Source organism: Ruegeria sp. CI8 (genome assembly GCF_056536865.1).
Window position 1 is genome coordinate 130,755 of the sequence record NZ_JBQFQL010000001.1, and the last position, 23,412, is coordinate 154,166.

The 23,412-nt window shown below is 63.1% G+C and carries 26 protein-coding genes; 16 read left to right on the top strand and 10 right to left on the bottom strand.

From position 1 onward, the window contains the following. The first annotated feature begins 1 nt into the window (after position 1). Genes ACR0DA_RS00605 through ACR0DA_RS00615 form a run of 3 tightly spaced genes read left to right on the top strand, consistent with a single transcriptional unit; the run spans position 2 to position 3,059 of the window. Entirely contained in the window at positions 2–1,129 is a 1,128-nt protein-coding gene (locus tag ACR0DA_RS00605) for an acyl-CoA dehydrogenase family protein (RefSeq protein WP_480752586.1), read from the top strand. Further along, complete coding sequence (locus ACR0DA_RS00610) at positions 1,110–1,529, top strand: PaaI family thioesterase (RefSeq protein WP_480752587.1); 420 nt, start codon at positions 1,110–1,112, stop codon at positions 1,527–1,529. Before ACR0DA_RS00605 ends, ACR0DA_RS00610 begins: the two co-directional genes overlap by 20 nt. Positions 1,530–1,568: 39 nt before the next feature. After that, positions 1,569–3,059, top strand: a complete 1,491-nt coding sequence (locus tag ACR0DA_RS00615) for a class I adenylate-forming enzyme family protein (protein ID WP_480752588.1) — start codon at positions 1,569–1,571, stop codon at positions 3,057–3,059. Between the two features lie 112 nt (positions 3,060–3,171). Here ACR0DA_RS00615 and rpe read toward each other — a convergent pair whose 3' ends face one another. Continuing rightward, on the bottom strand, positions 3,172–3,861 hold the full coding sequence (gene rpe, locus ACR0DA_RS00620) for a ribulose-phosphate 3-epimerase (RefSeq protein ID WP_480752589.1): 690 nt from the start codon (positions 3,859–3,861) through the stop codon (positions 3,172–3,174). Positions 3,862–4,045: 184 nt separating this feature from the next. Here rpe and phnC point away from each other — a divergent pair, with 184 nt between their 5' ends. The 5 genes from phnC (at position 4,046) to ACR0DA_RS00645 (ending at position 8,792) form a co-directional block, all read left to right on the top strand. Continuing rightward, a complete protein-coding gene (phnC, locus tag ACR0DA_RS00625) occupies positions 4,046–4,867 on the top strand; it encodes a phosphonate ABC transporter ATP-binding protein (RefSeq protein ID WP_480752590.1) in 822 nt (273 codons plus the stop codon). Between the two features lie 68 nt (positions 4,868–4,935). Then, a complete protein-coding gene (gene phnD / locus ACR0DA_RS00630; protein ID WP_170451077.1) occupies positions 4,936–5,838 on the top strand; it encodes a phosphonate ABC transporter substrate-binding protein in 903 nt (300 codons plus the stop codon). Positions 5,839–5,904: 66 nt separating this feature from the next. Further along, entirely contained in the window at positions 5,905–6,786 is an 882-nt protein-coding gene (gene phnE, locus ACR0DA_RS00635) for a phosphonate ABC transporter, permease protein PhnE (RefSeq protein WP_480752591.1), read from the top strand. Further along, positions 6,783–8,150 (top strand): phosphonate ABC transporter, permease protein PhnE, encoded by a 1,368-nt coding sequence (phnE, locus tag ACR0DA_RS00640; protein WP_480752592.1) that lies wholly within the window; start codon positions 6,783–6,785, stop codon positions 8,148–8,150. Before phnE (ACR0DA_RS00635) ends, phnE (ACR0DA_RS00640) begins: the two co-directional genes overlap by 4 nt. 24 nt (positions 8,151–8,174) lie before the next feature. Continuing rightward, on the top strand, positions 8,175–8,792 hold the full coding sequence (locus ACR0DA_RS00645) for an LbetaH domain-containing protein (protein WP_480752593.1): 618 nt from the start codon (positions 8,175–8,177) through the stop codon (positions 8,790–8,792). Positions 8,793–8,798: 6 nt separating this feature from the next. Here the strand turns inward: ACR0DA_RS00645 and phnF are convergent, their stop codons facing one another. After that, a complete protein-coding gene (gene phnF, locus ACR0DA_RS00650; protein WP_480752594.1) occupies positions 8,799–9,515 on the bottom strand; it encodes a phosphonate metabolism transcriptional regulator PhnF in 717 nt (238 codons plus the stop codon). A 102-nt stretch (positions 9,516–9,617) separates the two neighbouring features. On the opposite strand from phnF, the gene phnG reads away from it, so the two are divergent. The 7 genes from phnG to phnN all read left to right on the top strand — a co-directional run bounded on the left by phnG (position 9,618) and on the right by phnN (position 14,868). Beyond that, positions 9,618–10,079 (top strand): phosphonate C-P lyase system protein PhnG, encoded by a 462-nt coding sequence (gene phnG / locus ACR0DA_RS00655; RefSeq protein ID WP_480752595.1) that lies wholly within the window; start codon positions 9,618–9,620, stop codon positions 10,077–10,079. Beyond that, positions 10,076–10,651 (top strand): phosphonate C-P lyase system protein PhnH, encoded by a 576-nt coding sequence (gene phnH / locus ACR0DA_RS00660; RefSeq protein ID WP_480752596.1) that lies wholly within the window; start codon positions 10,076–10,078, stop codon positions 10,649–10,651. Before phnG ends, phnH begins: the two co-directional genes overlap by 4 nt. Before the next feature lie 3 nt (positions 10,652–10,654). Next, positions 10,655–11,746, top strand: a complete 1,092-nt coding sequence (locus ACR0DA_RS00665) for a carbon-phosphorus lyase complex subunit (RefSeq protein ID WP_480752597.1) — start codon at positions 10,655–10,657, stop codon at positions 11,744–11,746. A 235-nt stretch (positions 11,747–11,981) separates the two neighbouring features. Then, entirely contained in the window at positions 11,982–12,842 is an 861-nt protein-coding gene (locus tag ACR0DA_RS00670; RefSeq protein ID WP_480752598.1) for an alpha-D-ribose 1-methylphosphonate 5-phosphate C-P-lyase PhnJ, read from the top strand. Beyond that, positions 12,839–13,609 carry a phosphonate C-P lyase system protein PhnK gene (phnK, locus tag ACR0DA_RS00675; RefSeq protein ID WP_170598907.1) on the top strand — a complete coding sequence of 257 codons (771 nt, stop codon included), beginning with the start codon at positions 12,839–12,841 and terminating at the stop codon, positions 13,607–13,609. Before ACR0DA_RS00670 ends, phnK begins: the two co-directional genes overlap by 4 nt. A 24-nt stretch (positions 13,610–13,633) precedes the next feature. Continuing rightward, positions 13,634–14,317 (top strand): phosphonate C-P lyase system protein PhnL, encoded by a 684-nt coding sequence (gene phnL, locus ACR0DA_RS00680; RefSeq protein ID WP_480752599.1) that lies wholly within the window; start codon positions 13,634–13,636, stop codon positions 14,315–14,317. Beyond that, complete coding sequence (gene phnN / locus ACR0DA_RS00685; RefSeq protein ID WP_480752600.1) at positions 14,314–14,868, top strand: phosphonate metabolism protein/1,5-bisphosphokinase (PRPP-forming) PhnN; 555 nt, start codon at positions 14,314–14,316, stop codon at positions 14,866–14,868. The genes phnL and phnN overlap by 4 nt, the downstream gene beginning before the upstream one ends. Here phnN and ACR0DA_RS00690 read toward each other — a convergent pair. Further along, positions 14,844–15,527 (bottom strand): DUF1045 domain-containing protein, encoded by a 684-nt coding sequence (locus ACR0DA_RS00690; RefSeq protein WP_170340361.1) that lies wholly within the window; start codon positions 15,525–15,527, stop codon positions 14,844–14,846. The two genes, phnN and ACR0DA_RS00690, sit on opposite strands and share 25 nt — an antisense overlap. A gap of 52 nt (positions 15,528–15,579) precedes the next feature. Between ACR0DA_RS00690 and ACR0DA_RS00695 the strand changes: the two genes are divergently transcribed. Beyond that, on the top strand, positions 15,580–16,722 hold the full coding sequence (locus ACR0DA_RS00695; RefSeq protein WP_480752601.1) for an alpha-D-ribose 1-methylphosphonate 5-triphosphate diphosphatase: 1,143 nt from the start codon (positions 15,580–15,582) through the stop codon (positions 16,720–16,722). Here ACR0DA_RS00695 and ACR0DA_RS00700 read toward each other — a convergent pair whose 3' ends face one another. From ACR0DA_RS00700 to ACR0DA_RS00730, 7 genes are read right to left on the bottom strand one after another with little or no spacing between them, the layout of a single operon-like run. Further along, positions 16,723–17,199 carry a class I SAM-dependent methyltransferase gene (locus tag ACR0DA_RS00700; RefSeq protein ID WP_170340366.1) on the bottom strand — a complete coding sequence of 159 codons (477 nt, stop codon included), beginning with the start codon at positions 17,197–17,199 and terminating at the stop codon, positions 16,723–16,725. Positions 17,200–17,217: 18 nt separating this feature from the next. Then, on the bottom strand, positions 17,218–17,970 hold the full coding sequence (locus tag ACR0DA_RS00705) for a polysaccharide deacetylase family protein (protein WP_480752602.1): 753 nt from the start codon (positions 17,968–17,970) through the stop codon (positions 17,218–17,220). Next, entirely contained in the window at positions 17,967–19,109 is a 1,143-nt protein-coding gene (locus ACR0DA_RS00710; protein WP_480752603.1) for a glycosyltransferase family protein, read from the bottom strand. The genes ACR0DA_RS00705 and ACR0DA_RS00710 overlap by 4 nt, the downstream gene beginning before the upstream one ends. Then, positions 19,106–19,690 (bottom strand): histidine phosphatase family protein, encoded by a 585-nt coding sequence (locus ACR0DA_RS00715; RefSeq protein ID WP_480752605.1) that lies wholly within the window; start codon positions 19,688–19,690, stop codon positions 19,106–19,108. The genes ACR0DA_RS00710 and ACR0DA_RS00715 overlap by 4 nt, the downstream gene beginning before the upstream one ends. Further along, the gene (locus tag ACR0DA_RS00720; protein ID WP_170340375.1) at positions 19,687–20,763 is read right to left on the bottom strand and encodes a glycosyltransferase family 4 protein; all 1,077 of its coding nucleotides are present in this window, start codon (positions 20,761–20,763) and stop codon (positions 19,687–19,689) included. Before ACR0DA_RS00720 ends, ACR0DA_RS00715 begins: the two co-directional genes overlap by 4 nt. Further along, a complete protein-coding gene (locus tag ACR0DA_RS00725; protein ID WP_170369780.1) occupies positions 20,763–22,010 on the bottom strand; it encodes a glycosyltransferase family 4 protein in 1,248 nt (415 codons plus the stop codon). Before ACR0DA_RS00725 ends, ACR0DA_RS00720 begins: the two co-directional genes overlap by 1 nt. Next, positions 22,007–23,221: a glycosyltransferase family protein gene (locus ACR0DA_RS00730; protein WP_480752607.1), complete on the bottom strand. Its 1,215-nt coding sequence runs from the start codon at positions 23,219–23,221 to the stop codon at positions 22,007–22,009. The genes ACR0DA_RS00725 and ACR0DA_RS00730 overlap by 4 nt, the downstream gene beginning before the upstream one ends. Positions 23,222–23,412: the final 191 nt, after the last annotated feature.

Sequence of the window (23,412 nt, forward strand, 5' to 3'; positions counted from 1 at the left end):
GATGGATTTCAACCTGACCGAAGAACGGCAGATGCTGCAGGACACGCTGCGGCGCTATCTGGCCGACCGATATACGACTCCGGTGCGCAACGACATCCTGGACAGCCCGGCGGGGTTCAGCGCCGACATCTGGCGCGAACTGGCCGATCTGGGCGTTCTCGGCGCGCTGTTCGACGAAGCGGATGGCGGGTTCGGCGGAGCGGGCTTTGACATCGCCACCGTGTTCGAGGAACTGGGCCGGGCCGGCGTGGTCGAGCCGGTTCTGGACAGCTGCATTCTGGGCGGTCGGCTGATCGCGCAGGTGGGCAGCCCCGATCAGCGGGTGCTGCTGGATCAAATGATCTCGGGCGCGCTGCATCTGGCACTGGCGCATGGTGAGCCTGCCAGCCGGTATGACCTGAGCCGGGTCGAGGCCACCGTGCGGACCGACGGTACGGACCTGATCCTGAACGGGCGCAAGGCCGTGGTCGTGAATGCCGAGGCCGCCGGGCGATTGATCGTATCCGCGCGTGAAACCGGCGGGCCGTTCGATCTGGACGGCATTTCGCTGTTTCTGGTGCCTGCTGGCACACCGGGTCTGGGCTTGCGCGGGTATCCGATGCTGGCCGGTGGCCGCGCGGCCGAGGTCACTCTGGACGATGTGCGCCTGCCGGAAACCGCGCGTCTGGGCGCCGCGGGGCAGGGGTTCGAGCCGCTAATGGACGTTGTGGCCGCAGCCAATGTTGCGCTGGTCGCCGAGGTGCTGGGCGCGATGGAAAGCGCGGTGGAACTGACGCGGCAATACCTGATGACGCGCAAGCAGTTCGGCCGCCCGATCGGGACCTTTCAGGCCCTGCAGCACCGGTTCGCGGATATGCTGATCGAACTGGAGCAGGCGCGCTCGGCGGTGATCAACGCGGCCGGTCACCTTGAAGCACCCGATCGCGACCGGCAGATCGCCGCGGCCCGCAACCTGGTGTCGCGGGTGGGCCGGTTGGTGGCCGAGGAAACGATCCAGATGCATGGCGGCATCGCCATGACGCAGGAATATGAGCTGGCGCATATAGCCAAGCGGATCGTCATGTCGGATCACAGGTTCGGCGACGCGGATTATCATTTGGAGCGGTTCATTGCACTCGGCGCGGCCTGAAGACGACCCAAAGGTCCGGCGGTCGGGCTGTCAGAACGCGATCGGGTTCGAGGTGAATCTGTCCGACCCCGACGGCCGTGCCCGGTGTCATTTGACCATCCGGGCGGATCACCTGAACAGCCAGGGCATCCTGCATGGCGGCATCATCGCCATGCTGCTGGACGTGGCTTGCGGCAACACCGCCTCGGCCTGGTTCGACCGGGACGAACATCCGCTGGTTCTGACCCTGTCACTGAACACAAGCTATGTGGCGGCGGTGCGTCAGGGGCGCGTGACGGCCACGGGGCGCGCAACGGGGGGCGGGCGCACGCTGGCCTATGTGACCGGAGAGTTGCACAGCGACGACGGAACCCTGATCGCGACGGCGGCGGGGGTGTTCAAGCGCACCACGAAACGCTGAGCGAAAAACCGGTTCCGGCGCAAGGGAGGGCGAAGGGACATGAACAAATGGCACGACTATCCGGATGCCCAGATCCGGACCCGCCCGCAGGCCCGCGCCTTCGCCGACGGGTTCGGCGCCAATTGGAGCTTTGCTGACCTCGACCGCGCGATTTCCGATCTGTCAGGCATCCTGCTGGCCTCGGGGGTGCGCCCCTGCGATCGGGTCATGCTGGTGCTCGAGAATTGCTGTGCGGCAGTGGCCGCGCTGTTTGCCTGTTCCCGGATCGGGGCCTGCGTGGTACCGGTGAACGCCCGTCAGACCGCGGCCGAGTTGGCGCGCATCGTGGATCACGTCACCCCGGCGGTGATCCTGTTCACGTCCGAGGAGTCGCCGGAGGCGCTCGATCATGCGCGAAGGGCCGGGGCCCGGCCTGTTTCCGGGTCCTTCGGGCAGATGCACCTGGCCGCGCCGAACCCGAGCGCGCCCGACCCCGATCTGACGGATGTCGCGGCGATGTTGTTCACCACCGGCACGACCGGAACGCCCAAGGGTGTGATGCTGACCCACGAAAACCTGCGGTTCGGCGGGCTGACCTCGGCGAATTTCCGGGGGCTGACGCAGGATGACGTGGTCTATGGCGTGCTACCGATTTCGCACATCTTCGGGCTGGCCTCGATCGTCACCGGGTCGGCGCTGGCCGGGGCCTTCGTCCAGCTGGATGCCCGGTTCGCGGCGGACCGCGCCTTTGCCGCGTTGAACGCGGGCGTCACGGTGTTTTCGGGTGTGCCGCAGATGCATGCGCTGCTGATGCAATATGCTAAGGAACAGGGGTTGGAGCGGCTGCCGTCGGACGCCCTGCGCTACACCTCGTCCGGGGCTGCCCCGCTGGATCCGGCGTGGAAACGCAAGGCCGAGGCGTTCTATGGCGTCGCACTGCAGAATGGCTATGGCATGACCGAAAGCACGGCGGGGATCTGCGCCTCGCACAACCGGATCGGGGATCCGGATATCTCGGTCGGCCCGCCCTTGCCGGGGGTCGATCTGCGCATTGACGAAACCATACCCGGCGGCGGAGATGGCGTGGGCGAGATCCTGACGCGCGGCCCGCATGTGATGAAGGGGTACTATCGCAACGCCGAGGAAACGGGCCGGGTGCTGGCCCAGGGGTGGCTGCGCACGGGTGACCTCGGCCGTCTGGACGCGCAGGGCAATCTGCACGTCGTCGGCCGCGCCAAGGAACTGATCATTCACGGCGGCTTCAACGTCTATCCGCCCGAGGTCGAGGCCGCGCTGAACGACCACCCGCAGGTGATCCAGTCTGCGGTGATCGGGCATCGGGTGAGCGGCGACGAACAGGTGCTGGCCTTTGTTCAGGTGCCTGAAATCGGCGCTGTGTCCGAGGCAGAGTTGGCGGAGTTCGTGGCGGAACGTCTTGCAGGCTACAAGCGGCCCAGCCGGATCGTGCTGGCCACGTCATTGCCCGCCGCGCCCACGGGGAAGATCCTCAAGCACAGGCTGCTTGCGCATTTCGCGGATCAACTGGCCTAGGGGCAGGGCCGGCAAAACGCTCCCGCGCCCGCGCGACATCGGCTGCGCCGATGCCGGGCCCAACAGTAGGAGGCGTTTTGCCAAAAACGTCGACGACGGGCGGGAGCTGCCGTCAGACCGCGTGACCTTCGGCTGCGGCCCGAATGGCACGGATGTTCTGGCCATAGATTTCGGGGTTCGCAACCGACCCGCCCTTGAAGACCGCCGAACCGGCAACAAGAACGTCGGCACCGGCCGCTGCGACCAACGGGGCGGTCGAGGGGTCGACGCCACCGTCGATTTCGATATGCACCGGGCGGTCTCCGATCAACCCGCGCAGGCGGCTCACCTTTGCGGTCATGTCGATGAATTTCTGCCCGCCAAAGCCGGGGTTCACCGTCATCACGCAGACCAGATCGGCCAGATCCAGCAGGTGCTCGACCGCTTCGGCCGGGGTGCCGGGGTTCAGCGCCACGCCTGCCTTCATGCCTGTCGCGCGGATCGCCTGCAACGTGCGGTGCGTGTGGGGGCCGGCCTCGACATGGGCCGTCAGATAGTCCGCGCCAGCATCGGCATAGGCCTGGATGTAGGGATCGACCGGCGTGATCATCAGGTGCACATCCATCACCGTCTTGACATGCGGACGGAAGGCTTTGACCGCGGGCGGGCCGAAGGTGAGGTTCGGCACGAAATGCCCGTCCATCACATCAACGTGAACCCAGTCGGCGCCTTGGGCCTCGATAGCTTGGATTTCCTGTCCGAAATTGGCGAAATCGGCGGACAGGATCGACGGTGCGATCTTGATCTTGCGGTCAAAGCTCATGGCGGCCTCATGTGACAGATCTGATGGTTCAGGTGTTGAGCCCGCGTATAGACGGGACGAGCGGCATTGCCCAGCCCTTGCATAGGCCATCGGCTTTCAGCCCGTTACAAAAGCTTCACCGGATCGACACATCACCTTTGAGCACCAGCTGTAGACGACCTCCATCACGAATTGGGGGTGGCACGTGCTGCGCATCGAAAAACTGACCAAGCGCTTCGGCGACAATACTGCAGTCGACACCGCAACGCTGGACGTCGACAAGCCATGCATGATCGGGATCATCGGGCGGTCGGGCGCGGGCAAGTCCACCCTGCTGCGCATGATCAACCGCCTGACCGATGCCAGCGCCGGGCAGATCCTGTTTCACGGGCGCGACGTGACCACCCTGAAAGGCCGCGGAAAACGTGCGTGGCAGGCCGATTGCGCGATGATCTTCCAGCAATTCAACCTTGTGCCCCGCATGGACGTGGTCTCGAACGTGCTGCATGGAACGCTGAACCGGCACTCGACGCTGGCGACCATGTTCAACCTGTTCCCGATGGAAGACATCCATCGCGCCATCGACATTCTCGACCGTCTTGGCATCGCCGAACATGCCCCCAAACGGGCCGAGGCGCTGTCGGGCGGGCAGCAGCAGCGTGTCGCCATCGCGCGGGCACTGATGCAGGACCCAAAGATCATCCTGGCCGATGAACCCATCGCCTCGCTGGACCCGATGAACGCGCAGGTTGTGATGCAGGCCCTGCGCCGCATCCACGAAGAGGATGGCCGCACCGTGATCGCTAATCTGCACACGTTGGACACCGCGCGCCGCTACTGCGACCGCGTGGTCGGCATGCGCGACGGACGCATCGTGTTCGACGGCCTGCCCGAGCAGCTGACCACCGGTGTCGCCCGCGAGATCTACGGCGCTGATGCCAGCTTCTCCGAGGCCGCGACCTCGACCGAGATCGAAACGCTGGATGCCACCCGGAAGGCTCTGATGGAAGCCGAGGCCACAATCTGAGCCCCAAACACCTCATTCATCGCCCGGCCCGATGAATGGGGTGGGCCAATCAACCTGGAGAGAGACAGATGAAGAAACTTGTTGCCGCACTGGTCGCGACCACTGCCCTGAGCGCACCTGCCATGGCTGAGGAGATCAGCGAATTCCGTATCGGCATTCTGGGCGGAGAAAACGCACAGGACCGGCTGAACAACAACGAGTGTCTGCGTGAATACACCGAGGACGCGCTGGGCGTCGAAACCAAGCTGTTCGCCCCGGCCGATTACAACGGCGTGATCCAGGGCCTGCTGGGCGGCACGATCGACATGGCCTGGCTGGGCGCCTCCGCCTATGCCAAGACCTATCTGAGCGACCCCGAGGCGGTCGAACCGGTTCTGGTCAAGGTGAACGTGGATGGAGGGTATGGCTACTACTCGGTCGGGTTCGCCCGCAAGGACAGCGGCATCACCTCGCTTGATGACCTGAAAGGCAAGGTGTTTGGCTTTGGTGATCCTAACTCGACCTCGGGGTATCTGATCCCCTCGATCGAAATCCCTCAGGCAACGGGTGCGACGATGGAGTCGGGCGACTATTTCGGTGAAGTAAAGTTCACCGGTGGTCACGAGCAGACAATCGTCGCCGTGAACAACGGTGACGTTGATGGTGGCGTGACCTGGGCCGATGGTCTGGGCAACTGGGAAGACGGCTACAATTCGGGTGCGCTGCGCCGCGCCGTGGATGCCGGACTGGTTGACATGAACGACATGGTCGAAATCTGGAAATCGAAGCCGATCCCCGAGGGTCCGGTGGTTCTGCGCAAGGCATTGCCGGCGGATGTCAAAGAGAAGATGACGGCCCTGATGGCCGGGCTGGCCGACAAAGACCGTGAGTGCTTCTATGGCGTGGCCGCAGGTGAGGCGAAAGCGTTCGAGCCGATCACCCACGAGGCCTACGAAATCATCATTGAAGCCCGCAAGCTGAAGTCGAACTAAGCCTGCGCAACTTCTGTTCGGGGTCCGGCCGCAAACCGGACCCCATTATCCCCATCGGAGCCTTTCATGACCGACCTGACCGCGGGATCCGCCGGCCTCGACCGGATTCGGGAGGATTACACCATCATGACCCGTCGCAAACGGGTTTATGGTGGGATACTTCTGATCCTGTTCGTGGCACTTATGGCGGCCGGATTCCGGACCGCCGACATGCGAAATGCCGGTAGTTTTGCCGATGGGTGGAACCGCATTTTCGATTACCCTGCCGAGGTTCTGACTGAGGCCTGGGAGAAGATCGGGAAATTGCCCGCGAATTTGGTCGAGTTCTTCCCAGCGCTGATCGAAACACTGAATATCGCCGCCGCGGCCACGCTGGTGGGCACTCTGGGCGGCACCTTTCTGGCGCTGATGTCCACCCGCGGCATGGCGCTGTGGCCGTCATTGATCCCCGTTTTTCGTCGGATTTCTGATATTTGCCGGGCCGTTCCGGAAATTGTCATCGCGTTGGTTCTGATCTTTGTTCTTGGCGGCGGGCCAGTGCCTGCAATGATTGCCATCGCCATTCACACTGCCGGTGCCCTGGGCAAATTGTTTTCCGAAGTGAATGAAAACGCCTCTCTGAAACCGGTCGAGGGGCTGCAGTCGGTTGGCGCCAACTGGTCGCAGCGGATGTATTTGGGCGTGATCCCGCAGGTCGGGCCAAACTATGTCAGCTACGCGCTGCTGCGGTTCGAGATCAACATCCGCGCCTCGGCCATTCTTGGTTTCGTGGGGGCAGGCGGCTTGGGGTACGAACTGCGCAACGCCATGTCCTGGGGGCAGGGGCGTTACGACGAGGCGGCGGCCATCTTTCTGCTTCTGTTCGTCACCATCGTGGCCGTGGATCAGCTGTCCGGCGTTTTGCGTGACCGCCTGACACACGGTTCCGCCAAAGGAGCCGCAGCATGAGCACCTTTGCCACTGATCTGCCGATCAACGACTTGAAAGCCAGAACCGACCACATCTTTCGGCGCAAACGGGCGCTGAGTTTCGGGTTGCCGGGGCTGGTCATTCTATACCTGATCTATGTTTTCTTTGCCTTTGACGTGCCCGGCTTGGCCGAGCGGGCCAACTGGGAAAACGGCAAGACGCTTGTATCCGACAGCTACAGCTACAAGACTCACGTGACCCGGGACAATCGAAACGGACAGGTGTCCGTTGCGATCGAAGGAGAGCGCAAGGGCGCTTACCCGGATGGCACTGCGCCGGAATGGGTCGCTTTGGGCGAAACCACCGTGATTGACCTGCAAGATGGCCACACCGTTCGTTTTGGACCTGAAACCGTGGAATATGACATCCCCGGTTACGGAACAGTCCGCGCAACGCCCAGCCGGTCTGCCGGAGTGCAGGCCGAACTGCCGACTGCCGAGGTGCCGGACTGGATCAACATGTCAAAGAACCGCCTGGCGATCACCACGCCGGCGGGCCGGTTGACCGTGACACGCAACCGGGCCGAGGTGTTCCGGTATTTCAACGGGTGGGAACTGTTCTGGTTCACACTGGACAGCCCCTATCACGGTCAGTCTTTCAGCCAGTTGATGGGGCGTGCCGCATCGGGCGAGGCCGCGGAAATATTTGACGATTTCTGGACCAACAAAATGTGGCGCCATCAGGATGTTGCGTGGGCGATCTTTGAAACGCTTCTGATGGCTTTTCTAGGTACTCTGGGGGCGGGGATGATCGCTTTGCCCCTCGCATTTCTGGCGACACGAAATTTCAATCCGTTCAGAACGGTCCGATTTGCCACCCGTCGTATCTTTGATTTCGTGCGCGGTGTTGATGCGTTGATCTGGACGGTGGTTCTGGCACGCGCCTTCGGGCCAGGGCCGCTGACAGGGGCGCTGGCCATCCTGGTCACCGATACCGGCACCTTCGGCAAGATCTTCTCCGAGGCGCTGGAAAATGTTGATCAGAAGCAGATCGAAGGCATGCAGTCCACCGGGGCCAATGCACCGCAGAAGTATCGTTTTGGGGTGATCCCGCAGATCACGCCGGTTCTGCTCAGTCAGCTCCTGTACTTCCTGGAATCCAACACCCGCAGCGCGACCGTGATCGGGGCGATTACCGGGGGCGGGATCGGTCTGTTGCTGACACAGGCGATCATCACCCAGAAAGACTGGGAGGAGGTCGCCTATTACATCGTGCTGATCATCCTGATGGTCATGCTGATGGACTGGTTCTCGGGCTGGCTGCGCAGGCGGCTGATCCAGGGCGGGCCACCCAGGGCGCGCAAACCGCGCGACCCGCAGGCCAAACCCCTGATGTTGCCTTGAACCGAATACGAGGACTTGCAAACCATGGCGCGCTTGCGGCCGGATCAGCCTTTCATTCACCCGGATTGCCAGATAACCGGCAGCAGCTTTGGCGCCTTTGTCGAAATCGGTGCCGGAACGCGGGTGACGAATTCGGTGTTTGGTGACTACTCCTATTGTGACCGGACCTGCGACATCGCCAATGCCCGGATCGGAAAATTCGCCAATATCGCCAGTTTCACCCGGATCGGCGCCACCGACCATCCGATCGAGAAAGCGTCGCTGCATCACTTCCACTATCGCTCGGCCGACTATTGGGACGATGCCGATGACGACGCGGACTGGTTCGCCTTGCGCGCGGGGCGGCTGGCGCATATCGGGCATGACACCTGGATCGGCCACGCGGCCATCATCAAGCCCGAAGTGACGATCGGGCACGGGGCAATCGTCGCCTCTGGGGCGATCGTGACCAAGGACGTGCCGCCTTATACCATCGTCGGGGGTGTCACCGCCCAACCCATCCGCCGCCGGTTCCCCGAGCACGTCGCCGAGCGGATGATGGCTCTGGCCTGGTGGGATTGGGACAATGCCCGCCTGCGCGCGGCGCTGCCGGATTTCCGCGCGCTGCCCGCCGAGGCTTTTCTGGAGAAATACGAGGATTGACCGGCATCACCCGTGATCGTCATCCAGCGTCAGAGTGACCCGCTCACCGGCAAAGACGGTCTTGCCGTATTCAACCGGATGCCCCTGCGGATCGGCATTGATGCCGACCGAATGCAGAACCGGCGCGCCCTCAATCAGTTGCAGGTGCCGGGCCTGAACCGCATCGGCCGCTCGGGCGGTCAGGCGGGTCGATATCCGGGTATAGTCCGCCACGCCGCAGTGCCGCAGCGCCCGCGTGACCGAGCCGTTCTGGGCCAGCACCTCGGGCAGGTCGGGCAGGCGGGCGGCGGGAAAGACGCTTTGGAACACCGCGATCGGTTGGCCATCGGCCAGCGACAACCCGTCATAGACATGCACCGGGTCGCCGGGGGCCAGGGCCAGCGCCTCGGCCTCGGTCTTGTCGGCGGCGCGGGTGATCAGAGACAGCACCCGCTTGCCCGGAATCTTGCCGCTGGCCGAGATGTTCCGGTGGTACCGGACCCGTTTGCCGATCGGGTAATCGGTTGCTGCCGCCGAAACGAACACGCCGGCCCCGCGGCGCGGATGCACCAGCCCCTGCCTGGCCAGTTCGGCCAGGGCCCGGCGCACCGTGTGGCGGTTCACGCCGTGGGTCGCGGCCACCTGCGCCTCGGTCGGCAGGCGGTCGCCGGTTGCAAAGCGCCCCTCGGCGATGTCGGCGGTCAGCGCCAGCGCGATGGTCTTCCAGATCGGTGTTTGGCTCATGTCATCAAAACTTCACAGCATATTCGTTGCGAGTCACCCTTTGCTCCGCTATTATTTGTCTAGTTGTATAGTAGTTGTAGACAACTTGGCCAAGAGGCTTTGATGGCGGATCAGACAAAAATCGCGACAGGTGATCGACGGGCCTGGCTGGGCCTTCTGGCACGTGCGCCGGCCGAGGCGCTGGCTGCCTTTTGGACCGCCTATGGCGCAAGTCCCGAATTCCAGTGGTTGCGCACGCCCGAGATCGGCGGCGTCATGGTGCGGGGGCGGGCAGGCGGCTCGGGCGCGCCCTTCAATCTGGGCGAGATGACGGTCACGCGCTGCGCGCTGGTTCTGCCTGACGGAACCGAGGGCCACGGATATGTGCAGGGGCGCGACAAGACCCATGCCGAAACCGCCGCTCTGATCGACGCGCTGATGCAGACCGGGCACGCCGACGCGGTGCGGGCGAGAATCCTGGAGCCGCTGACCCGCCAGGTTCAGGCGGCCAGATCGACCCGGGCCGCCAAGGCCGCGGCCACCAAGGTCGAGTTTTTCACGATGGTTCGGGGAGAGGATCAATGACCCCACAGACCCGTTTCTCGGGCGGTTTCACCGACGCGCCGGTTCAGGCGGCCTACGCCTTTCGTGCGGCCATGACCGTGATGGCGCGTCCGGGCGAGATGCGGCAGCTGGTCGGCGCGACCCCGCCCGACGGCCTGTCGGTCGCCGCGGGAACGCTGCTGTTGACGCTGTGCGACCCGGATACGGGCGTTTATCTGGCGGGCGCGGCCGACAGCCCGGCCGTTCGCCAATGGCTGACCTTCCACACCGGTGCGCCCCTCGTGCCCGCCGCGCAGGCGGATTTTGCCGTCGGTTTCTGGCAGGATCTGGTGCCGCTGGACCAATACCGGATCGGCACGCCGGAATATCCCGATCGATCCGCCACCCTGATCGTGGAGTGTGACGTATTGCACCAATCCGGCGCCACCCTGCGAGGGCCCGGCATCCGCGACACTGCACGCCTCTCCGTGCCCGACGTTGCGGCGCTGCAGGCCAATTCGGACCTGTATCCGTTGGGGTGCGATTTCTTCTTCACCTGCGGGGATATGGTTGCGGCCCTGCCGCGCAGCACCCGCATCCAGCCCGAGGGTTAGGCCATGTACGTAGCCGTCAAAGGGGGCGAAAAGGCGATTGAAAACGCCCATGCCTGGCTTGCAGAGGAACGCCGGGGCGATCCTGACGTGGCCGAATTGTCCTTGGCGCAGATCCGCGAACAGCTCAGCCTTGCGGTGAACCGCGTGATGGCCGAGGGCTCTCTGTACGACCCCGATCTGGCCGCGCTGGCGATCAAGCAGGCGCGCGGTGATCTGATCGAAGCGATCTTCCTGATCCGCGCCTACCGCACCACCCTGCCGCGGTTTGGATATTCGACCCCGGTCGATACCGGCGGCATGGCCTGCGACCGCAGAATCTCGGCCACGTTCAAGGACGCACCGGGCGGGCAGGTTCTGGGCCCGACCTTCGACTACACGCACCGTCTGCTGGATTTCAAACTGGCCGCCGATGGCGCGGAGCCTGAGGCCCCCACCGCCGCGCCGCGTCACGAGCCGACCCCGCACATCACCGAATTCCTCCAGGACGAAGGCGTGATCCAGGACGAACCCGCCAGCGATGAGCCGCCCGGCGACCTGACGCGCGAACCGATGGAGTTCCCGGCGGACCGCCCCCTGCGTCTGCAAGCACTTACGCGCGGGGATGAGGGGTTCGTGCTGGGTATGGCCTATTCGACCCAGCGCGGTTATGCGCGCAACCACGCTTTCGTGGGCGAGCTGCGCATCGGCACCGTTGCGGTCGAGATGGAAATCCCCGAACTGGGTTTCACGATCGAGATCGGCGAGATCGCCCTGACCGAATGCGAAACGGTTAACCAGTTCAAAGGATCACAGACCGAGCCGCCGCAATTCACACGCGGCTATGGGCTGGTCTTCGGCCAGTCCGAGCGCAAGGCCATCGCGATGGCGCTGGTGGATCGCGCCTTGCGCTGGGAGGAATTGGGCGAAGACGATCTGGGCGCCCCCGCGCAGGATCAGGAATTCGTCCTCAGCCATGCTGACAACATTCAGGCGACCGGCTTTTTGGAGCATATCAAACTGCCGCATTACGTCGATTTCCAGTCCGAATTGGAACTGGTGCGCAAATTGCGCCGCGAAGCCGAAGAACGCCTGGAACCGCGCGAGGCCGCCGAATGACTTCAGTGCCCTTCCTGCATCCTGTCCGCCGGCCGAGATGCCCTGCCAGCCGCAGCCCGGCGTGGCGCGTCCGCGCTGATCGCAGACCATTCGCCTCGCGCGTCCCGCCGCATGGCCCGGCGCCGTCGCTGGGAATGTATCCTGCGCCAGAGAAAGTAGAGCATGACGACCGCGAAGGCCGAGGTAACCAGGTAACCGTCCACAACAACACCGAAAAACGAAAGTGATACATCAAATGAATGAGTATAACTTCGCATATTTGGACGAACAAACCAAGCGGATGATCCGCCGGGCCATTCTCAAGGGCTTGGCCGTTCCGGGTTATCAGGTGCCGTTTGCCAGCCGCGAGATGCCCATGCCTTATGGTTGGGGCACGGGCGGGGTTCAGGTCTCGGCCGCGACGCTGACCCCGGATGATGTGTTCAAGGTGATCGATCAGGGAGCAGATGACACGACCAATGCCGTGTCGATCCGAAAGTTCTTTGAAAAGACGGCGGGCGTGGCCACGACCGAAGAGACCGAGAAGGCCACCATCATCCAAACCCGCCATCGCATCCCCGAGGCCCCGCTGCGTGCTGATCAGATTCTGGTCTATCAGGTCCCGATCCCCGAACCGCTGCGGTTTCTGGAACCGCGCGAGACGGAGACGCGCAAGATGCACAGCCTGCAGGAATACGGGTTGATGCATGTGAAGCTCTACGAAGACATCAGCCAGCATGGCGCGATTTCCACGGCCTATGCCTATCCGGTCCGGGTGGCCGACCGCTATGTGATGGACCCGTCTCCGATTCCGAAATTCGACAATCCGAAACTGGAAATGGACGCGATCCAGCTGTTCGGGGCCGGGCGCGAGCAGCGGATCTACGCGGTGCCGCCGCATACGCGGGTGGTCAGTCTCGATTTCGAGGACTACCCGTTCGAGGCCAGCAAGGCCGATCATGCCTGCGATCTGTGCGGGGCCGAAGACAGTTATCTGGACGAGTTGATCACGGACGATGCAGGCAACCGGATGTTCGTGTGTTCGGACACCGATTACTGCCGGTCCCGCCGCGAGGCCGGACACCAAGGCCGTTTGGCGCAGGAGGATGCGGCATGACCCCTCTGCTGCAGGTCAATGGCATCGAAAAACGCTATGGCGCGCGGATCGGCTGTCGGGATGTCAGTTTCGACCTCTACCCCGGTGAAGTAATGGGGATCGTCGGCGAAAGCGGGTCGGGCAAGTCGACCCTGCTGAACTGTCTGGCCGGGCATCTGGAACCGGATGCCGGGCAGGTGATCTTTGATACCCGCGCCGACGGGCCGGTGGACACGGTCACGATGTCGGAACCGGCCCGCCGGATGCTGGGGCGCACCGATTGGGCCTTTGTGCATCAACATGCCCGCGACGGGCTGCGCATGTCGGTCAGTGCCGGCGGCAATATCGGCGAACGGCTGATGGCCGTGGGGAGACGGAACTATGGCCAGATCCGCGGGCAGGCTTTGGATTGGCTGGGCCGGGTCGAGATAGCGGAAAGCCGCGTGGACGACCGACCCAGCGCGTTTTCGGGCGGCATGCAGCAACGGTTGCAGATCGCGCGCAACCTGGTGACCGGTCCGCGGCTGGTCTTCATGGATGAACCGACCGGTGGGCTGGACGTCTCGGTGCAGGCGCGGCTGCTGGACCTGCTGCGCGGTCTGGTGCGCGAGATGGGGCTGAGCGCCATCATCGTCACCCATGATCTTGCCGTGGTGCGGCTGCTGGCGGATCGCTTGATGGTGATGAAGGATGGCGAGGTGGTCGAGGCGGGGCTGACCGATCAGGTGCTGGACGACCCGCAGCATGCCTATACGCAACTGCTTGTGTCCAGCGTGCTGCAGGTTTGAATGCTACAGAAAAGATGAAATCCGATGATTGAACTGATCGACGTGAGCAAGAGCTTTACCCTGCACAATCAGGACGGCGCCGTGATCCCGGTAATGGCGGGCGCGTCGCTGCAGGTCGGGGCCGGAGAATGCGTGGCCCTGACCGGGGCCAGCGGGGCCGGGAAGTCCACACTGATGCGGGTGATCTACGGCAACTACCTGGCGGCCTCGGGGCAGGTGCGGGTGGGTGGCCTGGACGTCGCCCGGGCCCAACCGCGCGAGATCCTGCAACTGCGCCGGGAGACCCTGGGCTATGTCAGTCAGTTTCTGCGTGTTGTGCCGCGTGTGCCGACGCTGGAGGTCGTGGCCGAACCGCTTCTGGTTCAGGGGTGCGAGCGGCAGACCGCACTGGACAAGGCAGCGGGCCTCCTTCAGCGCCTGAATATTCCGGAACCGCTTTGGCGCCTCAGTCCCACGACATTTTCGGGCGGTGAACAGCAACGGGTGAATATCGCGCGTGGTTTTGCGCATGACTATCCGGCTCTGTTGCTGGATGAACCCACGGCCAGCCTTGACGCACGAAACCGCGAAACCGTGCTGTCCCTGATCCAAGAGGCAAAGGCCCGCGGCGCGGCGATCATTGGGATATTCCACGACCAAGAGGCCCGTGACCGGGTCTGCAACCGCGTGGTTGACGTCACGCAGTTTGCGCAGGGGGCGGCGGCATGAAGATGGCCCCGGTCATTGCAGTTGTCGGGCCTTCGGGTGTTGGAAAAGACAGCGTGATCCAAGCACTGTTGGCGCGCGCGCCGAACTTCGAAAGGGTGCGTAGAGTCATCACCCGTCCCCATGGCGAAGGCGGTGAGGATTTTGACCGCGTGTCCGACCGGACGTTTCAAACAATGGTCCAAGAGGGCGGCTTTGTTCTGCACTGGGCTGCGCACGGGCTGCACTACGGCATTCCCGTTGCGATCACGGAACAACGCCGAAGGGCCGACGCCGTTCTGGTCAACCTCTCAAGGGCTGTGTTGCCCGAGGCACAAAAGGAATTTCGAGAGCTGATCGTGATATCCCTGACGGCCGACCCAAAGGTTCTGGCGCAACGTCTGGCAGTGCGCAGCCGGGAAAGCGCGGCCGATCAAGCCCGGCGTTTGGGGCGCGCCAAGGCAGCCCTGCCCGAAGGCCTGAACCACGTGATCGAGGTCGACAATTCCGGGTCACTGGATGCGACCGTTGAAACCATCTTGTCCGGCCTTCAACCTGAAAGGGCGTACCGTTGAAGCATATGGAACCGCCCGTCTTCAGCCTCGCCCACAAGGGCCAGGTCCCCAATGTCAAAAGGGGCTGGCAGCAATGGGACAAGCCGTTGGTTCAACACGGTTTGCACGTTTGCCAGCATTGGCTTGCTCAGGCGACCGGACAGGGTGATGTGAAAGCGGAAAGCCTCCAGAACGTATGGGTAGCCCCAGTTCGTCAGATTGGCGTCTTGCTCCATGGTCAGCCCGGCCGCTCGGCGCCGGTTCATCTCGGTTTCCGAGGCCGGGGCACGAAAAGGGTCCAGGTCGCGGACGCAAGCCGCCGCAAGCGCGTTCAGGTCTCGTGTGTCGCCCACGGGCCGCAAAGCAAGAAACCGACCAAGGCGTGCAACTTCGAGCCCGTCCAGCGAAACGGGGGCGAATTTACCGGCCAGACGGGCGCAGGTATCCTGCAAAGCGGACAGCGACTGATCTTCACGCAAGCGAAACGGCGGCTTCATCGTGGCATGAAGCCCGTATTTGCGCGGCACTTGTGTTACCGAGGCGACGTCCAACCCGTCGATGGCCGGATGGTCGACGGTCCGTCCCGCATCGATGTCCCACCCCAGCCACCCGGTTGCAAACCTGCTCCATTCGGATTGGGCGGGGGGAACGAAATAGATCGCGTATCGCGCAAAATTCACAATGGCCTCCTGTTGCGTGGCCTCTCCTTACCTCAAACCACGTGAAAATCCGATGACAGATGAACTGACCCTTGCCAATGCGTTGCTTGTTCTGCCGGATGAGACTGTCCGGGGGTGTGTCCGTATCGTTGGCCAGACGATCGCTGACATAGACACCGGCGCGGCTGTTCCGAAAGGCGCGATTGACTGTAACGGGGACTATGTGTCGCCCGGCCTGGTCGAGTTGCACACCGACAACCTGGAACGCCACATCCAGCCGCGGCCCAGGGTGGACTGGCCCCATGCCGCAGCCATTCTTGCGCATGACGCGGAACTGGCTAGCACCGGGATCACGACCGTCTTTGACGCTATGCGCGTGGGGTCGATCCCGTCCGGTGCTGGACGGTATCTGAAATACGCGCGCGGACTGTCCCGCGAGCTGTGGGAGTTGCGAGAGCAGGACGCACTCAAGATCAGCCACTTTCTGCATCTGCGCGCCGAAGTCTGTTCTGAGACGCTGGTCGAGGAACTGCAGGAATTCGGTCCAGAAGACCGGGTGGGCATCGTTTCGTTGATGGATCACACGCCCGGCCAGCGCCAGTTTCGGGACCTGTCCAAGTTCGAAGCCTATCTAAAAGGCAAGTACGCTATGGATGACGACATGTTCGCACGGCACGTCGACCAGTTGCGGGGGCTGAGGGACCGCAATGGAGACCGCCACGAGCAGGAGGCCGTGGACGCCGCGCGCCGCTTCGGAGCGGTTCTGGCCAGCCACGACGACACGACCGAGACGCAAGTGGCGATATCCGCCCGCCATGGCATTCGGCTGGCCGAATTCCCAACGACGGTCGAGGCCGCACGGGCCTGTCACGCTCATGACATTCAGGTCATGATGGGCGCGCCAAACCTGATCCGGGGCGGGTCACATTCTGGGAATGTGGCAGCACGGGAACTGGCCGACTTGGGGTGTTTGGACATTCTGTCGTCGGACTATGTGCCGTCAGCCTTGCTGTTGTCCGCCGTTACCCTTGGGCGCATCTGGGATGACATGGCGCGTGGCATCGCCACTGTCACACGGGCTCCGGCGCGGGCGGCGGGCCTAGCGGATCGCGGCGCTCTGAAACCGGGGCTGCGGGCAGACCTGATCCGTTTTCGAATGCGGGGCAACGTCCCGGCCCTTACTGCCGTCTGGTCGCGCGGGCAGCGCGTGGCCTGATCAGGCGAGGTAGAACAGATAGCGGTCAGGCGCGATGGAGTCCGGGCCGTTGATCTGTTCGAACCCTTCCAGCGGTTGGCCGGAAATCAGCAACCCGCCTGGGACCATGACCGAGCCAATCAGCTTGCTGAGCCTCGCCGCTTCGACCACGTCTTCATGTTTGATCCCGCGACCGAAATCATAATGCGCCAATGCGATCCGCGGGCCATCTTCGGCCAGCTTCTTCAGCATCGGTTCAGCCTCGCCCTGCAGAAAATCTTCGGCCGGAGGGGTGCTGTCCGGGTGACATTGCAGAACCCGGTCCATGACCCAGATGCGCCGGTCGGGCAGGATCTCGCGCAGGTGGTCATAGGTGCGGCCGTTGCCCAAACCCATGTCCAGAACATCGCCTTTCAGCCCTTTGATCCGCGCCGCAGCCCAGTTCAGCCCGTCGCGCTGGGCGGTCAGGCGTCGCAGCATGGAATCCAGTCGGCTCATCAAGGTCTCCTCGGGTAATCAGTGTGGTCCTGCGGACCAGACGCGTGTGGGGCCCGCCATGAGACAATCCAGAAGCGCCTCGGTAAAGTCCCAGATCTGTTGATCATGGACAAGATGATGGGTCAACACGCCAAAAGGTTCGGTTGGGTCGGCACGTTCCTCGCGGCGATCCTGCAGCATCGAGACGGTTTTGGCGATCAACGCATTCGGATCGGCCAACCCTCGCGTACCGCGCCAGTCTATCGGATCCAGATGGCTATTGACCTGAGTCAGGCCCGGCGCTGCTTCTGCGTGCGTTCTGGGCGTGGCCGTGGACAGGAACTGATAGCCGATTTCGGCAAGCTCTGCCGTCACTTCGGGCGCGATGCGATTCCAAGGGGGGACGAACATCGGGCACAGACTAGCACCGAAGAACTCCTGCAGACGCAGGAAGCCATGGCGTGCATCAGACACAATCGAGTCGAGCGGACGATGCAGGCGGAACTCGGACTTCTTTTCGCCCTTTGGTGCGTGGTTCTGGTGCGCCCAGCCGTGAACCACCGGAATCAAGCTGGGCTGGTCGGCAACCTGGTCGACCAGACCTTGACTGGCATCGCGTGGAATGATGGCCAGATGAACCGGCAGCCCGGTTCGGGATGACAGGCCCACCAAACGGTCCAATTGCCGGCTGGGCGCGATCGCGTCATCGTCCCGCCACCACAGTGGAAGCGTAAGCCCAGCCTCTCGCCACACCTGCAATTCGGATCGCAGCGGTGTCCAATCGGTTGTCATTGCCGAGCCTCCCAGAGCGAGGTGGCAATCTCTACCGACTTGCTGGCTCCGTCGAACCCGCCATCCAACGGTTTGCGCGGGCCTTGATGCAGAACGCGGTCGACTGCTTGGGCCAATGCCTCTCCGGTCAGCTTCGCGCTGGGCAGCACGTCGACCGCAGGCAGGCGCGCCAGGCTTTTTGCCCTCAGGGTCTGTTCCACTTCCTTGCCATCGTCAAATGGGATCAGAACGGCCGGGGTCGCGCATTGCAGCAAGTCCATGGCGGTGTTGTACCCGCACATGCTGACCGAGGCTGCGGCCAGCGGTAGCATCTGTCTGAAATCTGGACGTACGGGCTCCAGAATGACATTTTCGCCATTTGTCATATGCCTCAGTTCGGCAATCCGGTCTTCGGCATCCTGACCGCCGACCAGCAGGCGCCAGCGCCTGTTGGGCATATTTTGGGCGGCCTCGATGGCCGCGCTAAAAATCGGTTGTCCGACCGATCCGCCGCCAGCGCTGACCAGGACTTCGTTCGCTCCTTCCCCTTGTTCATGAGGGCCCGGCGCAGGCGGGGCAACAAAGCCCGTATAGAACAGGCGTTCGGCCAAATTGTCTGTAACCGGCCAGCTGGCATCCAGCGGCGTGATTTCGGGGTCGGAATGAACCAGTACACCGTCATAGAAACGCACAATGATTTCTTCGGTCCGCGCAGCTTTGGCGGGTTTCGACGGTGGCGCGAGGATGTCCCGGACCGAACTCAGAACAACCGGTCTGGACGGCAGTGACCGCGCAGTGGACAACAGGGCCAGAAACTCGGCGGCCAGGCTTCGGCGCCCGAAGGGATAGAGTTCCGTTATCAGGACATCGGGGTTTACCCGTCGAACAGCCTCGGTCAGGGCAATAGCGCGGGAGTTCAGATAGGTCGCGTCTGCAATATCTCCGTCGGCCGTCAGCAACCGCGTGAAATCGGTACCATCCGAACGCAGCGGTGGCAGCGCCAGCAGGGAAACCCCATCCGTGTTCAGTTGAGGTGCAGGCATCCCGCCGGATGCGACGGTCACGTCGTGTCCGGCATCCGCAAAAGCCCGACCCAAGGTCAAGGCGCGGCTGAGATGTCCGGTCCCCAGCAGATGGGTGACGACGATCATGGTCCTCATGACCCGGCCTCGCGCGGAATAAGCCGAACGGGCTCTGCCTCCGGTCGCATTTGCTCTAAATCGACCACGTAGAGACGATTGCGTTTGATGCGGAACGGCGCGGGGCCCTGGAACTCCCACCCCCAGGCAAGCGCCAAGATGACCCGCATGATTCCGATATGGCAGACGGCAACATTGTCACCGGTCAGGCTGGACAGCCATGGCATAAGGCGGCGGCGAATGTCGGCCGGGCTTTCGCCTTTGGGGGGACGAAATTCCCAGCTCCAATCCTCGATATGCCGGTATCCAGTGTTGGCATCTGCAATCAGGTCTTCTCCGCGTTGGCCTTCCCAGTCGCCCCAATTCATCTCGACCAGGGCGGCCGAGGTTGCGGGTTCGCGTCCGGCGACCAGCCGCGCAGTTTCGCTGGCGCGGGTCAGGGGGCTGGACCATAGTTCGGCCCGGTCCCAAGGAGTTGGCAAGCGATATCGGGCCAGTTCGGCCTTTGCCTGATCATCGAGGCTGATGTCGCTGCGCCCCTGAATGCGCCCTGCGCGGTTCCAGGCGGTATGACCGTGGCGCAGAAGGGCCAGACGTGTCATGACATCTCCTCTACCAGCGAAGAAACTCCCGACCAGAACGTCCGCGTTGCGGTTGGCATCAAATGACGGCCGGCCACGTAGTCGCGCGCTTTTTGACCTTCGCTCCGACGCAGTTCGGGATCGGACAGCAGCCGGTCAATTCGCTCGGCCAGCGCGGCGGCGCCGTAATCAGGGGCAGGATGATTGGCAGGCGCCAGTACGTCGCGCACTCCCGGGCGATCCTGGGCGACAACGGGGACGCCCGCGGACTGCGCCTCGAGATAGGTCATCCCGTAGGCTTCGTTGACGCCCGGCCAGACCAACAGAGCAGCATCGGAGTAAATCGTTTCCAGGTCATCGCGGCTCAGCAGGCCCAAAAAACGGACACGTGTGCCGAAGGGGGCCATCAAAGCCTCGACATCCGGGCGGGCTGGCCCGTCGCCGGCGATGTTCAGCGTCCAATCCTCATTCAAAAATGCCAGCGTATCGGCCAGAATGCGGAAGGACTCCAACTTGTCCCCGTATCGCATCATTCCCACCGTCAGCATCGGCCCCGCGCATCGAGAGGGCCGAGGCAGGTCCGATCGGGGCAGGAAGGGTGGGAGTTCAATCAATGACTGATCACCGAACCGCTCGCGTTCCAGTGTGATCAAGTCATTTGCTGTGTGATAGAAGATCACCTGCGCGGCGTCGCAGGCATCGTGCGCAGCTTGGGCAAAGCCGGCCCAGGGCCCGGAAAGGCGCGACATGGCGCGGGTGCTCTCAAGCTGAACATAGGGTATCCCGCGCGCCCTGCAGACCGCCGGCCCCAAAAGGTCCGGAGCTTTGTAGTAGTTGTGATAGGTCACCCAGAGGCCTGTATCTGCAGGCAGTTCTGTGCTCAGTCGGGTGACCTCGGCCGCGGCTTCGCGGTCGAGACGGTTCTGAAGGTCCGGGTCTCCGGTTTTGTCATAGATGCGCAGCCGCGAGACCAGATCAACACGATGCCCGTCGGCCCCGATTGCAGCCATCAGGTTGCGAGCCATTTCGCGGTCGCCGGACGGAACCGGGCTGTCTGGGGCTTTCATCGGCGCATAGAAGGCGACCCGAACCATCAAGTACCCTCCGCGCACAAGGCTTTCAGGCGGCGGGACAGACGCGCAATGCCGGGGTCCATGCGAAAATTGGCAAGCAAGCGGTCATAAGCCGCATCGGCCATGATTGCCGCTTTCTGCGGGTCGGCGGCCAGGGTGGAAATGGCGTCTGCCAGCGCCTTGGGTTCGTCATCGGACAAGATGCCGTGCACGTTGTTGCGGATGAATTCAGGAATGGCCGAGACCGGAGTGGACAGGATCGGTAGTTTTTGCGACGCGGCTTCCATCAGGACATTGGGCAGGCCGTCCCGGTCGCCGTCCGCGGCGATGCGGCTGGGCAGCACGAACAGATCCGCATCGCGCATGGCCGCAATGACTTCGGGTTGATCGCAGGCGCCTTTCCAAGTGATGCGATCCTGCAGGCGCAGATTTTCCGCCAGGCTGCGCAGGTTGTCCGACAAGGTGCCGCCGCCAATGTGGGTCCAGTGCCAGTCGATCTCTGGGGGGAGTATGGCCAAGGCGTGGATCAAGCGATCAAAGCCTTTCTTTTCTACCAGTCGTCCGACGGACACCATATGGAACCGTTCATCGACGGATCGCAGTTTTCGTACGGGCGGCTCAGGAAATCGCGTCAGGTCCAGCCCGTGATAGATCAGATCGACACGGGCGGGGTCATCGGCCAGATCGCGCAAGTGCCGCGCGCCGATCTCGGTGCAGGTTGCGCCGAACGCCGCTCCGAAGGTGTCAGCGTGAAGTTTTTCACGCTTTTCCCACTCGGGCGACGTCCAGATATCCTTGGCGTGAGCCGAAAAGCTCCACGGCAGGCCGCGCATGATTGCAGCATAGCGGGCAACCGAGGACGGGGTATGCAGGAAGTGGGCATACAGCGCGCGCGTGTCGCCGGGCAATTCCGCGGCCAGAACGCAAGCCTGTCCAAAGCGGCGGATCCGGTTGTGCGTGGGATCGCGACGCAGATCCTGTCGCCACACCCGGTAGGCCTGTGCGTAACCCGGAAGCGCCTGTGCGGTTCGTCTCGCCGCCCATACGCGTTGGGGTTCCTGGTACAGGTATTCGGGAAGATAGTGCACCCGCCCCTGAAATCGGTCGTGCAGGGGGTGGCGTTTGGTGTCGGTTGGGTGGCGCAATGACCAGATGTCGAAGGCGTGGCCGGCATCCTGCAAAGCAACCAGTTCCTGAGCGATGAACGTCTCGGACAGGCGCGGCCAACCTTTGACCAACACCGCCAGTCTCGGCTCTGCGTCGGTCATCCGGTCGCTCGTTCCTGTTCCACGCTCAGCAGGGCCTCGACCCGATCAGAGACATAGTCCAAGCCATCCAGCAAACCGGCCCGGATCGCCTGCGAGGGAAGGGGCTGCTGCGGCAGGTTGCGAATGGCCGTGATCATCGCATCGGCCGTCAACCCATCACGGGTCTCGTCCAGCATCCGCACAAGACCCAGTTCCTCGGCGCGCGAGGCGCGGATCCACTGTTCCAGCCGCGGGGTGGTTCGCGGGACGATCACCGCGCGTTTGTCAAAGGAGAGCACCTCGCAGAACGTGTTGTATCCGCCCATGCAGACCACACCCGCCGCGCCGGCGAACAGGGTTTCGATCTGGGATTCGAACCCGACCGCCGTTACACGACCTTTCAGGGCCGCCACGCGGGCCTCGAATTCTTCGCGCAACTCACCGGACAGGAAAGGGCCATAGACGAGCAGGGCTCGGGGGGACAGATCAGGGTCTTTTTCATATGCGGACAGGACAAGGTTGACCATTGCCTTCCCGTCGCCACCGCCTCCGGGCGTGATAAGGATATAGGGCTGCTCGGGAGGTTCGCCGACAGGGCCGAGATCGCGGCGCAGATAGCCGGTCCAGTGAATCCGCGCCTGCGCCGACGGGCTGAGCGGCAATCCTTCTGTCGGGTCATAAACGGACCGCAGGCCGTAGACCCAGATTTCGTGATAGTATTTCTCGGTCGCGGCGACAGCATCCTTTCGGGCCCATTCCGCCGCCAGAACCTCGGGTTCGTCCAGAACGTCGCGAAGGCCCAGCACCAGTTTGGCGCGCCCGGATTGATGCAGCTGTTCCAGGGTGGGCAGCAGTTCGCCCCGGAATCCGGTCGGCTCCTTGTCGACGACGACGACGTCCGGATCGAATTGGCGCATGGTGGTCTGGATCAGTCCCGAACGCAGCTCGGTGACCTCGTCAATCCCCATTCCGATCGTGCGCGCGGCATACGAACCATCGGCCCGCTTGGTCACGCCCGGCAGGCGTACATGGTCCACGCGCCGCGGAAAAGTGAAGCGCCCGGCAACGGGCGAGCCCGTCAGGATCAGGGCCGAGGCACGCGGGTTCGCCCGCGTCATTGCCGCAGCCAGCGCTCGGGAGCGTCTGAGATGACCCAGTCCGAACGTATCGTGACTGTAGAACATTATGCGCGGAGCGCGACCGGTCTGTTTGTCGTCGATGCCTAGGCTCATGCCCTCGCTCGTATCTTTGTTACGGTGCAGTTTCCGCGCGTTTCGCACCAGTTATCTTATATTTTTTGACGCCGCCTGCCAAAGGGTCTGTGTCAAAGCCGCAAATGCGTCAATCATTGCGATTTGGCAACAGCCATTGCGCAAGTCACCAATAACGCGAAGCCTGCAACATTCCCCGAAGTTGGCAAAGC

Excerpts from the sequence above, each read along its gene's own strand:
- ACR0DA_RS00605 (WP_480752586.1), top strand. The coding sequence starts at position 2 with ATGGATTTCAACCTGACCGAAGAACGGCAGATGCTGCAGGACACGCTG.
- ACR0DA_RS00615 (WP_480752588.1), top strand. The coding sequence starts at position 1,569 with ATGAACAAATGGCACGACTATCCGGATGCCCAGATCCGGACCCGCCCG.
- rpe (WP_480752589.1), bottom strand. The coding sequence starts at position 3,861 with ATGAGCTTTGACCGCAAGATCAAGATCGCACCGTCGATCCTGTCCGCC.
- phnD (WP_170451077.1), top strand. The coding sequence starts at position 4,936 with ATGAAGAAACTTGTTGCCGCACTGGTCGCGACCACTGCCCTGAGCGCA.
- phnE (WP_480752591.1), top strand. The coding sequence starts at position 5,905 with ATGACCGACCTGACCGCGGGATCCGCCGGCCTCGACCGGATTCGGGAG.
- phnE (WP_480752592.1), top strand. The coding sequence starts at position 6,783 with ATGAGCACCTTTGCCACTGATCTGCCGATCAACGACTTGAAAGCCAGA.
- ACR0DA_RS00645 (WP_480752593.1), top strand. The coding sequence starts at position 8,175 with ATGGCGCGCTTGCGGCCGGATCAGCCTTTCATTCACCCGGATTGCCAG.
- phnF (WP_480752594.1), bottom strand. The coding sequence starts at position 9,515 with ATGAGCCAAACACCGATCTGGAAGACCATCGCGCTGGCGCTGACCGCC.
- phnG (WP_480752595.1), top strand. The coding sequence starts at position 9,618 with ATGGCGGATCAGACAAAAATCGCGACAGGTGATCGACGGGCCTGGCTG.
- phnH (WP_480752596.1), top strand. The coding sequence starts at position 10,076 with ATGACCCCACAGACCCGTTTCTCGGGCGGTTTCACCGACGCGCCGGTT.
- ACR0DA_RS00665 (WP_480752597.1), top strand. The coding sequence starts at position 10,655 with ATGTACGTAGCCGTCAAAGGGGGCGAAAAGGCGATTGAAAACGCCCAT.
- ACR0DA_RS00670 (WP_480752598.1), top strand. The coding sequence starts at position 11,982 with ATGAATGAGTATAACTTCGCATATTTGGACGAACAAACCAAGCGGATG.
- phnK (WP_170598907.1), top strand. The coding sequence starts at position 12,839 with ATGACCCCTCTGCTGCAGGTCAATGGCATCGAAAAACGCTATGGCGCG.
- phnL (WP_480752599.1), top strand. The coding sequence starts at position 13,634 with ATGATTGAACTGATCGACGTGAGCAAGAGCTTTACCCTGCACAATCAG.
- phnN (WP_480752600.1), top strand. The coding sequence starts at position 14,314 with ATGAAGATGGCCCCGGTCATTGCAGTTGTCGGGCCTTCGGGTGTTGGA.
- ACR0DA_RS00695 (WP_480752601.1), top strand. The coding sequence starts at position 15,580 with ATGACAGATGAACTGACCCTTGCCAATGCGTTGCTTGTTCTGCCGGAT.
- ACR0DA_RS00700 (WP_170340366.1), bottom strand. The coding sequence starts at position 17,199 with ATGAGCCGACTGGATTCCATGCTGCGACGCCTGACCGCCCAGCGCGAC.
- ACR0DA_RS00705 (WP_480752602.1), bottom strand. The coding sequence starts at position 17,970 with ATGACAACCGATTGGACACCGCTGCGATCCGAATTGCAGGTGTGGCGA.
- ACR0DA_RS00710 (WP_480752603.1), bottom strand. The coding sequence starts at position 19,109 with ATGAGGACCATGATCGTCGTCACCCATCTGCTGGGGACCGGACATCTC.
- ACR0DA_RS00715 (WP_480752605.1), bottom strand. The coding sequence starts at position 19,690 with ATGACACGTCTGGCCCTTCTGCGCCACGGTCATACCGCCTGGAACCGC.
- ACR0DA_RS00720 (WP_170340375.1), bottom strand. The coding sequence starts at position 20,763 with ATGGTTCGGGTCGCCTTCTATGCGCCGATGAAAGCCCCAGACAGCCCG.
- ACR0DA_RS00725 (WP_170369780.1), bottom strand. The coding sequence starts at position 22,010 with ATGACCGACGCAGAGCCGAGACTGGCGGTGTTGGTCAAAGGTTGGCCG.
- ACR0DA_RS00730 (WP_480752607.1), bottom strand. The coding sequence starts at position 23,221 with ATGAGCCTAGGCATCGACGACAAACAGACCGGTCGCGCTCCGCGCATA.